This is a genomic window from Bradyrhizobium sp. WBOS08, assembly GCF_024585125.1.
Taxonomy (GTDB): domain Bacteria; phylum Pseudomonadota; class Alphaproteobacteria; order Rhizobiales; family Xanthobacteraceae; genus Bradyrhizobium; species Bradyrhizobium japonicum_B.
Genome location: NZ_CP028988.1, coordinates 4,610,817 through 4,623,828, shown reverse-complemented (window position 1 = coordinate 4,623,828; position 13,012 = coordinate 4,610,817). Strand labels below are relative to the sequence as shown.

Below are 13,012 nucleotides of genomic sequence, written 5' to 3'. Positions count from 1 at the left end.
TATCTTGAACAGGAGGCATCATGATGCCTCCTCACAGCGCCACCGCGTTTGTTGGCGGTCCCTAGTGCTGCACTGCGCCCGGGAGCCCATAGGCCTCCATCTGGGCCTGGACCTGCGCGATGTTGTGACCGAGCACGACGATGTCATGGGTCTTGCCGTCGACGTCCCGAACGTGGTCCCGCAGCAGCGCTTCGGCCTTGAAGCCAAGGCTCTCGAACACGGCGATCGCCGCCTGCTGGTCGACCGTCATCTGAACCGAGAGCTTTTCCAGGCCCGCCCCGAGCGCGAGGGCAAAGGTCTCCTGCGACAGCGCCCGCCCCACCCCCTTCCCGCGCACATCGAGCGAGACCACCATCCGGATCTCGCCGACATGGGGCGACCAGGAATGGGGATCGCGCACCAGCGTGCCGCAGCCGACGACCTTGCCGTCCTTGACCGCGAGCAGGCTCGTGATCGCGCCGCGTTCGATCTCCTTGACCCAGGCCGACAGCACCTTCGGCTCGCTGATATTGCGCGGCAGGAACAGCAAATCGTGGGTCGGCAGACCCTTGCCGAAGGCGAGCACCGCGGCCTCGTCCGCGGGCGCCATCAGACGAATCTCGATATCGCCGGCGTCCGTCTTGACGTGACGCGGATAGGAACGCTGCTCGCTCATGTCGATCTCTTTCCCAGCCAGGAATCCAGTTTCGGCCATAGCCGCTTCACGGCATTGGCGCCCGCGACCAGCGAGACGTGGCCGCCTTTCAGGATCACCTCTTCCTTGTCCGCAGATCCGATCTTCGCGATCAGGTGCTTGGCGGCCTCATACGGCACGATGTGGTCGTGCTCGGCGACGGCATGCAGGATCGGCACCTTGATGTTCTCGAGCTTCGCCGTGCGGCCGCCGACGGACATGGTGTCGTTGAAGAGCTTGTTGTCCCACATCAGGTCCTTGGTGATGGTGCGGAAATATTCGCCAGCCAGCGGCAGCGTGTCGGTCGCCCAGCGATCGAACATGCGGTAGGATTTGACGAACTCGTCGTTCCAGATGTTCTCCCAGAGCTGAATCTGGCTCACCGTGCGTGAGGCCGGGCGCAGCATCTCGAACGAAGACAGGATCATCTCCGGCGGCACGTTGCCGACGCTGTCGACGAGACGGTCGACGTCGAAATAGCGGCGGTCGGAGAAGTTCGAGAACAGCTTCATCTCGCGGAAGTCGATCGGCGTGGTGAAGCAGATCAGGTTCTTCATCGGCCCGTCCTTGTGGATCGAGCCGTACAGCAGCGACAGCACGCCGCCGAAGCAATAGCCGATGACGGAGACGTCCTGCTCACCGGAATCGGCCTGCACGCGGCGGACGCAATCCGGGATGAAGTCGAGGACATAATCCTCCATCCGCAGGCTCTTCTCCTCCGGTCGCGGCGCGCTCCAGTCGAGCATGTAGACGTCGTATCCGCGCTTGAGCAAGAACTCGATGAAGCTCTGCCCGGGGACGAGATCGAGGATGTAGCCGCGATTGGTGGTCGCCATCACGATCAGCACCGGCACGCGGTAGATCTCGTCCGACATCGGCCGATAATGATAAAGGTTCATGGTGCCGCGCGAATGCAGCACATCCTTCGGCGTCGAGCCGAGCGAAGGGCCCGAGGTCGAGAAATATTCAACGCCCTTGATGCTGCGCTGGATCGCGCGCTGCACCTCGGCCTGGATCCGCTCCGGGATGGACGCGAGATCGAGTCCCGCCGGCCCATTCATGTCGGCTCTCCGGGCTCGGAAGGCGGGCGCTTCGTCCGCGGCGGCCGCGGGGTGCTGTCGAAGCCTTGCGTGATGCCGGAATTCGCCGCCATCTGGCTCAGCATCGCCTTGATCTCGCCGATCTGAGCCTCGACCGACTGGAGCCGTTCCGCAAGACCCGTGACCTGCTCCCGGCTCGGCAGGTTCATCGTGACCAGGTATTTCTCCATGAGCTCGCCGAGCTGCTTCTGAGCACCTGCAGCAACTCCACCGGCGCGGTTCATCGCCTGCGAAAATTCCGGCGACGACATGGCCTGGTTGGCGAAAGAGTTGAACCCCTTCTCCATCTCGCCGACCATCTTCTGCCACATTGCAACGGGGTCGTTGGTCTTGTCGGTCATCGGCGTCCTCCTGAAAACGAGAGCTGCGATGCCCTTCTTTTCTCGCCATACCACACCGTTGCGCCGTGCCGGTCAACCGGCAAGCGCACGCGCTGCTCGGCACGCCGCTTCTTTGTGGCGACAAACCGTGCGATACAACACCGATCAGCAGGAGGGACCCGTGACCACCCATCAGCCGCCCCAGACCGTCCGCGCCAACGGCATCGACATCTGCTACGAGATCTTTGGCAACGACGATGCCGAACCGCTGCTGCTGATCATGGGTCTCGGCGCGCAGATGATCCACTGGGACGATCCGTTCTGCGAGCAGCTTGCCGCGCGGGGTTTCCGCGTGATCCGCTTCGACAATCGCGATATCGGCAAGTCCAGCCATCTCACCGGCGGCAAGCGTCTGACGCCGCTCGAGCTGCTGAAGTTGCGCTTCCTCAGGATTCCCGTCGCCGCGACCTACAAGCTGATCGACATGGCGAAGGACACGGTCGGGCTGATGGATGCGCTCGGCATCAAGTCGGCGCATCTGGTCGGGGCGTCCATGGGCGGCATGATCGCCCAGGAGGTGGCGCTGTCGTTTCCGCACCGCGTCCGTTCGCTGACATCGATCATGTCGACCACAGGCAATCCGCGCATTCCGCCGCCTTCGCGCGAGGCCGCCGCAATGCTGATGGCGCCGCCGCCGCGCAGCAAGGAGGAGTTCATCGTCCGCTACGGCCAGACCTGGAAAGTGTTGCGCGCCGGACATTTTCCGGAGGAGGAAGCGCTCGATCCCGAGCGCGCCGAGCGCGTGTTCGCGCGCGGACTCAATCCGGCCGGCGTCGGCCGCCAGCTTCGCGCCGTGCTGGCGTCCGGCAGCCGGAAAGAGCGGCTGCATGCGGTGATGATACCGACACTGGTCATTCACGGCACCGTCGATCCGCTGGTCCGCCCCGAAGGCGGCAAGGATACGGCGGCGTCGATCCCGAACGCCAAATTGCTGATGATCGACGGCATGGGCCACGCGCTGCCGATGCGGTTCTGGCCCGAGATCATCGACGCCATCGACAAGCACGCGCATGGCGCGGCGGCGCAGGCGGCCTGATCAGGCTCTTCAAGAATCCAGTCCCCGCAACGCATATCGTAGGGTGGGCAAAAGCGCGCCCTTTTTGCGCGCTGTGCCCACCACATGCAGATGGTGGGCACGCTTCGCTTTGCCCACCCTACAGTCTTTTCGCGATCCAGATCACGTGGCGCGCGCCACCGCCTCGCCCGGTGGCGCGGACATTGACTTCGTTGAGGTCGAAGCCGGCGGTGCGAAGACGCCTGGTGAAGGCGGGGTTGGGTCCCGACGACCAGACCGCGAGCACGCCGCCCGGGCGCAGCGCCGTCTTCGCTGCCGCGAGCCCGCTCGCGCTATAGAGCGCGTCATTACCCTTGCGGGTCAGCCCTTCCGGCCCGTTGTCGACGTCGAGCAGGATGGCGTCGAAGGCCGACCGCTGCGCGCGGACGATTTCGCCGACGTCGATTTCCCGGATCTTCACCCTGGTATCATCGAGGCTGTCGCCGAAGACCTCCGCCATCGGACCTCTCGCCCAAGCCACCACCGCCGGCACCAGTTCGGACACCACGATCTTCGCCTTGGGGCCGAGCACGGTGAGCGCCGCGCGCAGCGTGAAGCCCATGCCGAGGCCGCCGATCAGGACGACGGGCTTGGCGACCTTCTCGATCTGCTTCGCCGCCAGCGTTGCGAGCGCGGCTTCCGAGCCGGACAGGCGGTTGTTCATCAGCTCGTTGCTGCCGAGCTTGATGGAGAACTCCTTACCACGCCGCATCAGCCGGAGCTCCTCGTCGGAGCCGGGGATTTTTGCGGTGTCGATCTTTTCCCAGGGAATCATCCCCGGGGTTTAGCACGATCGGACGAACAATCACCCACCCGCCCAAACGTCGAGCACATAGCGGTTGTTCGTGCCCATCTCCTCGATCCAGCGCGCGCTGGCGGCCGCGTCACCGCCGCTCCTCTCGCGGTGGATCGCGACCAGCGCCGCCTTCACGTCGGGCTCCATCTTGCCGCCATCACCGCAGACATAGATGATCGCGCCCTGCTCGATCAGCGGCCAGATCCTGTCCTTCTGCGCCGCCAGCACGTGTTGCACATAGGTCTTCGGTCCGTCGCTCCGCGAGAACGCCGTGAACAGCTCGGTGATGCCGGCGCCCGCTAGCGCCTTTAGCTCGTCGGCGTAGAGGAAATCCTGATCGGGATGGCGACAGCCGAAAAACAGCATGGCCGGGCCGAGCGTGGTCCCTTTCGCCTTGCGCGTCGCGCGCTCCTGGAGGAAGCCGCGGAAGGGCGCAAGTCCCGTACCGGGTCCGATCATGATGATCGGCACGGATGCATTATCGGGCAGCCGGAAGCCCGCTTTGGTCTCGCGTACGGTGGCGTAGATCATATCGCCCGCACGGCGATTGGCGAGATAGTTCGAGCAGATTCCTTTGTAGACGCCGCGTCCCGAGGCGGCGGGGCCCTCGACCACGCCCACCGTGATGCTGCAGCGAGCGGGATCAACCGACGGCGAGGACGAGATCGAGTAATAGCGCGGCGCCAGCAGCGAGAGCATTTCCAGATAGACGTGGAACGGCAGTTCGCAGGCGGGATATTCCAGCAGCAGGTCGAACACCGATTTGCGTCTCGCCAGAATCTCGGTGCGGTAGCGCTCGAGCGTTTCAGGCTCCTCGCCGACGAAGCCCAACAGCTTCGGCTTGGTCATCGGGCAACGGGTGTGGTCGGCCATGATCTGGATCTGCTTGCGGGTTGCGACCTGCTGCAGCTCGACAAACTCGCTGAGCAGGCGGCCCACCGACACGGCCTCGCCGACCGGCAATTGGGCGCGGCGGCCCTCGGCGACCTGCAGCCTGATCTGGTCGGCGGGCAGGAAACCGAAGCGACGGGCCACAGAATCCACCAGCGTCGGATCATTGCGCGGGACGACGCTGAGGTGATCGCCGACCCGGTAGCTGACATTGGCGGGCAGCTGCACCTCGATGTGCCGCGTCGATCGCTCCGACGGATGGGCCCCACTCTTGTTCTGAAGCTCCTCGTTGGCCAGCACCTTCATCGCCACCGCGCCGCCCTGCGCCACGATGGTGTTGACGGCGGTGACCGCGACCGGCTCGATCGCATAGAGCGGATCGTCCTCCGCGGTGCGGGTGAAATTCCAGTCGATGCCGAACTCCTTGGTCGCGACCTGGGCCGCGGCCGGGAACCATTTCTGGAACTGGCCATCGAGATCGCTGCGCGCATCGCCCTCGCCGCGCGGATAGACCGCACGCGCGCCATGCTTCGACAATTGCTCGTCGATCAGGCGCGGCACCGATTGATAGGTCGCGGCCCAGTCGCTGTTGCCGCAACCGAACACGGCGTAGCGCACGCCGGCGAAGGCATCCTTCGGCAAATCGCCGCCAAGCCATTTGACGAACTGCGTCGCGTTGTCAGGCGGCACGCCGTTGTAGGAGGCGCAGATGATCAGCACGCCGCCCTGCTGCGGCAGCTTGCCGACGTAATCGTCGAGCGGGCCGAGATGCACGGCAAAACCGTTGATCTCCGCAAGGTCGGCCATGCGCGTCGCGAGTTCTTCCGCCGTGCCGAGATTAGAGCCGTACAGCACCAGCATCGGCGTGTTGTGGCCGGGCCGGGCCGTCGGCTGGCGCGGCGCCTTCGGCGCCGAGGACGCAGACGCAAGAGGCCCACCGTAAGCGCCGCGCTCGCGCTCGGCACGGGGGCGCACCTTGATCTTGAAGCCTTCCGGCTTCATCGTCAGCGTTTCCTTCAGATGCATCTGGTAGCGCTGATGGTCGATCAGCTTGAAGCGCTGCAGGATCATGCCGAGCGCCAGGGCGGCCTCGTGCATGGCGAAGCCGCGGCCGATGCAGGCGCGCTGGCCGTTGCCGAACGGCTTCCAGGCGTTGATCGGCCGCTTCGCTTCCGCCTCGCGGCTGAAATTCTCGGGATCGAAGGCATCGGGATTCGGACCCCAGACGGAGGGATCGCGATGCAGGGCGGTCACCAGGATCGTGGTGAAGGTGCCCTTCCGAAGCTTGTACTTGCCGCCGATCGTCTCGTCGTTCAGCGGCGAGATGCCATAGGCCGGCGCCGGCGGCCACAGCCGCAGCGCCTCCTTCAGGATCTGCGTGATGTAGGTGAGCTGCGTCACCTGCTGGTAGGTCGGCTTCGCATTGACGTCCGGCCCGAAGACGCGATCGACCTCGTCGTACGCCTTCTTCAGGATCTCCGGATGCTTGAGCAGCGCATAGAGCGTGTAGGACAACAGGCCGCTGGTGGTCTCGTGGCCGGCGATCAGGAAGGTGTTGATCTGGTAGCGGATATTGACGTCGTCGAGCTGCTCGCCGGTCGAACGGTCGACGCCGGTCATCATCGCAGCCAGCATGTCCTTCTTGTCGTCGATCCCTTCCGCGCTCTTGCGGCGCTCGGCGATAATCTCGTCGACCATCCTGTTCATGAAGGCGACGTCTTCGACGAGGGTCTTGCGCCGCTTCTGCATCCAGATCTGCTCGAACGGCAGGCCGCGCGTCATCATGATGGTTTCGAGCGAGCGCACCAACGACTCGACGTAGGGATGATAGTCGCTCCGGTAGAAGGAGTTGAAACGGTAGTCGAAACCGCACAGCCCGATCGTGTCCAGCGTCAGCGCCGTCATATCATGAACGACGTCGATCTCGTCGTCGGCGTTGAGCCGCTCCCATTTCTGGACCAGTTGCTCGGCGATATCGACCATGCTCGGATGATAGGACTGCATGGCGCGGTTGCCGAAGGGCTGAAGCAGGATGTTGTGCGCCTTGCTCCAGTTCGGCTCCCTGGTATCGGCCGTGAACAGGCCGTCGCCGCCGACCGCGCGCACGCGCCGCAGCGCGCCGCGCACCGTCTTGTCGAAGCGCTTCTCGTCGGAGAGCTCGTCGACGAGATCGTGGCCGGAGACGACCACGATCGGCGAGCCCATCATATCGAGCCAGAAGATCGGACCGAGCTCCTTGGCGAGCCGCGTCAGGTGCTGCACGGGCGCAGCCGAATCCAGCGACAGCATGTTGCCGACCACCGGCTTGGTCGGCGGATGCGGAATCGGGTCCAGACGATTCGTGGTAGACATTAAAAGTGCTTCCCCTGCCTCGATATTCACCGCCGTCATTGCGAGGAGCGAAGCGACGAAGCAATCCAGACTGCCTTCCGCGAATGCATTTCTGGATTGCCTCGCTTCGCTTGCAATGACGAGCGCTAGCCAAACCGCCTTCTACGCCATTCGATCAGCTTGGCGCTGACCTCCTCCGGCTTCTCCTGCTGCGTCCAATGGCCGCTGTCCTTCACCAGATACTTTTCGAGATCACCGATCAGATTCTCCATGCCGTCCGCCGCAGAGGGCGGCAGCACCGCGTCGTTCTCCGCCATGATCATCAGCGACGGCACGTGGACGTGGTGGTCCAGGCCCTTCGACCGCTCCCAATTGCGGGTGAAGTTACGGTACCAGTTGATGCCGCCGGTGAAGCCTGTCTTCGTGAAGGTGTCGACGAACACCTTCTTCTCGTCGGTGGACAGGATCGGCGTGCGCGGGTCGACCTTGGCATCGTAAGCCGCAATCATCTGCGGGAAGGCCAGATTGGTTTTTGCCGCGGCGCCGACGCCTGCGATCGGCGGCTCATCCGGCTTCGCCGCAGGCCGCCCCAGCGGCTTGCGCATGAACGCGTCGAAGGTCTGCTCGACCCGGCTGCCGAAAATCCTGTCCGGCTCGCGCGCGGGATCCTGGAACTGGACGATATACATCTGGTCGCCATAGCGCTGGCGAAACAGCGCGATGGGATCGATCGGCGCGCGGTCCCAATGCGGGGTGTTGACCCCGACCACACCGGCAACCCGCGAAGGGTGCCGCAAAGGCATCTGCCAGACGACGAAGCCGCCCCAGTCGTGACCGACGAAGATCGCCTTGTCGATCCCGAGATGATCGAGCAGCCCGACCAGATCGCCTGTCAAATGCTCCATGTCGTAGTCTTCGACCGGCTCGGGGCGGTCGGTCGCGCCATAGCCGCGCTGGTCCGGGGCGATCACGCGGATGCCGGCCTCGCTCAGCGCCTTGATCTGGTGGCGCCAGGAAAAGGCGAGCTCGGGCCAGCCGTGGCACAGCACGACCGGCGGCTTGTCGTCGGCTGGGCCAGCCTCGTAATAGCCCATGCGGATTCCGTTCGTCGACGCGAACTTGAGCGGCGGCATTTCTATCATTGCAGCATTCCTATTCAGCGGCACCCTTGATGTCGGCCGCCGGCGGCGCGTAGGCCGCCTCCAGTGCGGCGAACTCCTCCGGCAGCATGTCGCACATCACCTGCACGTGCGGAATGATGTTGGCGCCGACGATGAAGCCGAAATCGAGCTGGTCGCGATAACTCTGCACGGTGATGTTGAGCGCCTGCCCGTGTGTCGAGATCGACACCGGGAAGATGTGCAGCAGCTCGGCCCCCGCGGCATAGAGCGTCTGCCGCGGTCCCGGCACGTTGGACACCGTGATGTTGGCGGCCGGCGGCAGCACGTCCGAGAGGTTCGAGCGGCTGTAGAGCAGCGCCAGGATCTGCACCATGATCGGCGCGCCCAGCATCGAGATGTTGGAGACCTGCGGCATCAGCGCGCGCAGGGGATGCGACATCTCCTTGGATTTGGTCGACTGCGCGATGATGGCCTCCAGCCGCGCCTTGGGATCGTCGACATTGGTCGCGATCGAGCAGATCATGCCGAACACCTGGTTGTTGGCCTCGGTGTTGCCCTCCTCACGCAGCGAGATCGGCACCGCCGCCGTCAGCGATTTCGCCGGCAGCGTGCCATATTGCAGCAGATAGCGGCGGACGACGCCAGACGCCAGCGCCAGCACGACGTCGTTGAGCTTGCCGCCGGCCTGTTTAGCCAGCGCCTTGGCCCGCGACAGCGGGATCGACACGCCGGCAAAGCTTCGTTCCGAGGAGATGGTCTTGTTGAGCATGGTCGGGGGCGACACCATGCTGGCGAGGCTTTCGCGCGACTTGGGATCGGCGACCTTGCCGAGCACGTCGGACACGCTCTTGAGCACGGTCGGGATGTTGCCGGCGAAGCGCACCGCGCTCTCGATCTGATACATCGCATTGTCGAACAGGATCGAGCCGATGTCGCTCTTGCCGGTGCGCGGCAGCTGAAGGTTCTTCGCGGCCTGCGAAGCATCGAGCGGCTGGCTGAACAGCTGCTGATAGGAATCCAGGAGGTTCGCGGCGATGTCGCGCGGCTCCTGCCCTGGTTTGCTGCCCGCCGTCGGCGGCTCGACCCTCCGCGGGATCGGCGAGATGTCGTAGATCATGTTGGTCAGCGCCGCGCCGGCGCCGCCGTCGATCGCGGCATGATGCATCTTGGAATAAAGCCCGACCTCGTTGTCCTTCATGCCCTCGAATACGTAGAATTCCCAGAGCGGACGGGCGCGGTTGAGCAGCTTGGCATGCATCCAGCCGACGATGCGCTCGAGCGTGGCGCGGTCGCGCGGCTGCGGCAGGCTGGCGCGGAAGATGTGGCGGTCGATGTCGAACTGGTCATCCTCGACCCAGGACGGATGGTCGATGTCGAGCGGCGCCTTCTCCAGCCGCACCTTCAGAATCGGCGCGATGTGCAGCCGCGAGACGATCATCGCCTTGAAGTCTTCGAAGAAGTCGCCCTTGTAGTCGTCGGGCAGGCGAAAGATCGCCATGCTGCCGACATGCATCGGCATTTCCGGTGTTTCCAGATAGAGAAAAGACGCGTCCAGCGACGACAGCTTCTTACCGTCAGCCATAATTCCCTCCCGCAACGATTTGACGGGCGCCTTAGCCGGCGCTTCTCGTCAGGCCGATATTGCCTGTTCCGGCGGGGCATATGCAATGGCAAACGGCCCTGCCCGGTCAAATGGCGAGAACTCCCCCTCCGGTTGGGCCAAACGGTCGGCCACCGCCCACAGCGCCGCAGGATTTACCCCGAGCCCGAGATGGCTCGCCAGATGCACCTCGATGTTTTCGGCGCGGTCGGAGGGACGCAACAAGCAGGTCCGCCAGTTAACCACACCGTCGGCCCGCGAATAGATCGAGGTTGTCGGAACCGGCAGATCGCCGGCGATCGCCTCGCGCGCTTCCGCGAAATCCTCGACGCGCTCGCCGGACAGCGCCTCGTACAGCCGCCTGGCGTTGGTCGCCCGCACGTCATTGGCGAAAGGGCTGCCGAGCGTGATGACGTAGCGAACCATGTCGGGCGCCCAAAGCGAAAGATCACGGGCATAGACGCCGCCGAGACTCCACCCGACCAGGCTGACCTTGCGCCCGCTCGCGGCATGAATCTCCGCAAGCCGGGCGCGCAGCGCGTCCCGCATCCGGCCCAGCCCGCCGAGATTACGGCCCATCCGCCAGGCATGCGTCTCGTAGCCGAGCTCGCTGAGATAGCGCCGCATCGGCGCCATCGAGACGTCGCTGGCGAGGAAGCCCGGCAGCGCCAGCACCGGATGGCCGTCGCCCCGCGGCGCCCGCATCAGGAGCGGCGACAGCAGGAGGCTTGCATTGAGTTCGAGCAGGCCACGGGCTTCTGCGAGCAACAGGGCGAGGCCCGGCGGACGTAGCCGGCCTTTCTCCAGCGCCCCCTCCTGCCCGGACGACACTATTTTTTCTTGTCGCTGCTGCGCGTGCCGCCGAGGCCGGCCATCGTGACGAACATATCCTGAAACCGCTCGGCGATCTTCGGATCGAACGTGAACCAGCTCTGGATCAGCGATTCCGGCGAGACCTTCTCGATGTTGCTGAGCACCTGCTGCTGCAGCTTGTCCATCACCGCCGTCTGCATCGGCCCCACGTCGGGCAGACCGAAGAACTGGCGAGCCTCGAGGGGGGTGCAGTCAATTTCGATATTTACTTTCATGTCCCCTCCGGATGAGATTCGGGCCGCCTGGCGGAGTATCGCCGCGAGTTGTGCTGCGACGCAAGCGACCTGATGCAGGCGCGGCGTGCCCGTCCCCCAATCGGGCGGTATGGTCAACCAAAGTCGAAAGAGGCGATCTTCCATGCCGGACGGCATGGACTGCATTGCTGCACAGCGGCGCAACTTGGCGCGTTCCTTGCTGGAATGGCGCTTGCACCGGTCGAGAACTCTGGGCAACATGGATCAATCAGCCCCGCCGAACAATCAAAAATCATCGGCATGGCAGCGTGGAGAGGGTCAAGAATGTCATTAGGTCGAAGTCTGTTTGCGACGACGCTCGCCGGTGCGCTTGCGTTGGCGGTCACGCCGGCGTCGAGCCAAACGCTCCGTTATGCCAACCAGGGTGACCTGAAGTCCCTTGATCCCTACACGCTCAACGAGAGCACGACCCACGCGCATCTCGGTCACGTCTACCAGGGCCTCACCGCGCGCGACAAGGACCTCAAGATCATTCCGGCGCTGGCGGAGAGCTGGGAAACTCCCGAACCGACCCGCTGGCGCTTCCATTTGCGCAAGGGCGTGAAATTCCACAACGGCGACCCCTTCACCGCCGACGACGTCGTGTTCTCGGCCGATCGCGTCCGCAAGAAGGGGTCCAACATGCAGACCCGCCTTGCGCCCGACGTCAAGGTCGTCAAGGTCGACGACTACACCGTCGACTTCGTCCTGCCCTCGCCCAATCCCATCCTGCACAATTCGTGGGATGTCTGGTACATCATGGACAAGAAATGGGCCGAGGCGAACAACGTCGTCGATCCGACGCCGGTGGCGGCGACCACGCCCAGCTACGCCTCGCTGCACGAGAACGGCACCGGCCCCTTCATCATCGAAAGCCATCAGCCCGGCGTGAAGACGGTGTTCAAGGCCAATCCCAATTACTGGGGCAAGGTGGAAGGTAACCTGAAGGAGATCGTCTTCACCCCGATTTCCTCCGACGCCACCCGCGTCGCCGCACTGCTCTCCGGCGAAGTCGACGTCATCGAGCCGGTGCCGATCCAGGACATCTCCCGCGTCGATTCCAGCCCGAATGCCCAGGTGCTGAAGGGGCCGGAGCTGCGCACCATCTTCATCGGCTTCGACCAGACGCGCGACGAACTGCTCTACTCCAACATCAAGGGCAAGAACCCCTTCAAGGACGCCCGGGTTCGCGAAGCCTTCTACAAGGCCATCGACATCGAGCTGATCAAGACGCGCGTGATGCGCGGACTGTCGACGCCGTCGGCCCTGATGATCGCGCCGGAACTGTTTGCCCTGTCCAAGGAGTTCACGCGGCCGAAATTCGATCCTGACGGCGCCAAGAAGCTCCTGACCGAAGCGGGTTATCCCGACGGCTTCGAGGTCACGATGGATTGCCCGAACGATCGCTACGTCAACGACGCCGCGATCTGCCAGGCCGTCGTCGGCATGCTCGCCCGCATCGGCGTCAAGATCAATCTCTTGGCGCAGCCGAAGGCGCAGTACTTCGCCAAGGTGCTCAAGCAAGGCGGCTACCAGACCTCGTTCTACCTCTTGGGCTGGACCCCGAGCACGATGGACTCGCACAACGTGCTGTACGACATCATGGGCTGCCGCGACGATGCGAAATCCTCGCGCGGCGAGGCCAATCTCGGCGGTTATTGCAACAAGGAGTTCGACGCCATCACCGACAAGGTGCTGGTCGAGACCGACACCGCCAAGCGCAACCAGCTGATCAAGCAGGCCTACGACATCAGCATCAAGGACTGGGCCTACATTCCGCTGCATCAGCAGGCGCTGGCCTGGGGCGTATCGAAAAAGGTCAACCTGCCGCAACGCGCCGACAATTTGGTCATGTTCCACTGGGCGACCAAGAAGGAATAGCGTCAGTCGAACACGAGGTCCCGGCGCACCAGGCGGCCGGGACCTTTCCTTTTTCCGGCTGACAAAATCGTCGGCCGCA

General features: G+C 64.1%; 11 protein-coding genes. 2 read left to right on the top strand and 9 right to left on the bottom strand.

Translation table 11 applies throughout. From position 1 onward, the window contains the following. Positions 1–61: 61 nt before the first annotated feature. Genes DCM80_RS21725 through DCM80_RS21715 form a run of 3 tightly spaced genes read right to left on the bottom strand, consistent with a single transcriptional unit; the run spans position 62 to position 2,114 of the window. The gene (locus tag DCM80_RS21725; protein ID WP_257193606.1) at positions 62–655 is read right to left on the bottom strand and encodes a GNAT family N-acetyltransferase; all 594 of its coding nucleotides are present in this window, start codon (positions 653–655) and stop codon (positions 62–64) included. After that, the gene (locus DCM80_RS21720) at positions 652–1,734 is read right to left on the bottom strand and encodes an alpha/beta hydrolase (RefSeq protein ID WP_257193605.1); all 1,083 of its coding nucleotides are present in this window, start codon (positions 1,732–1,734) and stop codon (positions 652–654) included. Before DCM80_RS21720 ends, DCM80_RS21725 begins: the two co-directional genes overlap by 4 nt. Continuing rightward, positions 1,731–2,114 (bottom strand): hypothetical protein, encoded by a 384-nt coding sequence (locus DCM80_RS21715; RefSeq protein WP_257193604.1) that lies wholly within the window; start codon positions 2,112–2,114, stop codon positions 1,731–1,733. Before DCM80_RS21715 ends, DCM80_RS21720 begins: the two co-directional genes overlap by 4 nt. Before the next feature lie 160 nt (positions 2,115–2,274). On the opposite strand from DCM80_RS21715, the gene DCM80_RS21710 reads away from it, so the two are divergent. Then, on the top strand, positions 2,275–3,189 hold the full coding sequence (locus DCM80_RS21710) for an alpha/beta fold hydrolase (protein WP_257193603.1): 915 nt from the start codon (positions 2,275–2,277) through the stop codon (positions 3,187–3,189). A 118-nt stretch (positions 3,190–3,307) separates the two neighbouring features. On the opposite strand, the gene DCM80_RS21705 is transcribed toward DCM80_RS21710, so the two are convergent. The 6 genes from DCM80_RS21705 to DCM80_RS21680 form a co-directional block, all read right to left on the bottom strand. Then, positions 3,308–3,982: a spermidine synthase gene (locus tag DCM80_RS21705; RefSeq protein WP_257193602.1), complete on the bottom strand. Its 675-nt coding sequence runs from the start codon at positions 3,980–3,982 to the stop codon at positions 3,308–3,310. Positions 3,983–4,012: 30 nt separating this feature from the next. Beyond that, the gene (locus DCM80_RS21700; protein ID WP_257193601.1) at positions 4,013–7,246 is read right to left on the bottom strand and encodes a bifunctional cytochrome P450/NADPH--P450 reductase; all 3,234 of its coding nucleotides are present in this window, start codon (positions 7,244–7,246) and stop codon (positions 4,013–4,015) included. Positions 7,247–7,371: 125 nt separating this feature from the next. Then, positions 7,372–8,367: an alpha/beta fold hydrolase gene (locus DCM80_RS21695; RefSeq protein WP_257193600.1), complete on the bottom strand. Its 996-nt coding sequence runs from the start codon at positions 8,365–8,367 to the stop codon at positions 7,372–7,374. Positions 8,368–8,377: 10 nt separating this feature from the next. After that, positions 8,378–9,928 carry a wax ester/triacylglycerol synthase family O-acyltransferase gene (locus DCM80_RS21690; RefSeq protein WP_257193599.1) on the bottom strand — a complete coding sequence of 517 codons (1,551 nt, stop codon included), beginning with the start codon at positions 9,926–9,928 and terminating at the stop codon, positions 8,378–8,380. Between the two features lie 48 nt (positions 9,929–9,976). Beyond that, a complete protein-coding gene (locus DCM80_RS21685; RefSeq protein WP_257193598.1) occupies positions 9,977–10,777 on the bottom strand; it encodes a triacylglycerol lipase in 801 nt (266 codons plus the stop codon). Continuing rightward, complete coding sequence (locus DCM80_RS21680) at positions 10,777–11,034, bottom strand: DUF6489 family protein (RefSeq protein ID WP_028135213.1); 258 nt, start codon at positions 11,032–11,034, stop codon at positions 10,777–10,779. The genes DCM80_RS21685 and DCM80_RS21680 overlap by 1 nt, the downstream gene beginning before the upstream one ends. Before the next feature lie 303 nt (positions 11,035–11,337). Between DCM80_RS21680 and DCM80_RS21675 the strand changes: the two genes are divergently transcribed. Then, positions 11,338–12,933, top strand: coding sequence for an ABC transporter substrate-binding protein (locus DCM80_RS21675; RefSeq protein WP_257193597.1), 1,596 nt, complete (start codon positions 11,338–11,340; stop codon positions 12,931–12,933). Positions 12,934–13,012: the final 79 nt, after the last annotated feature.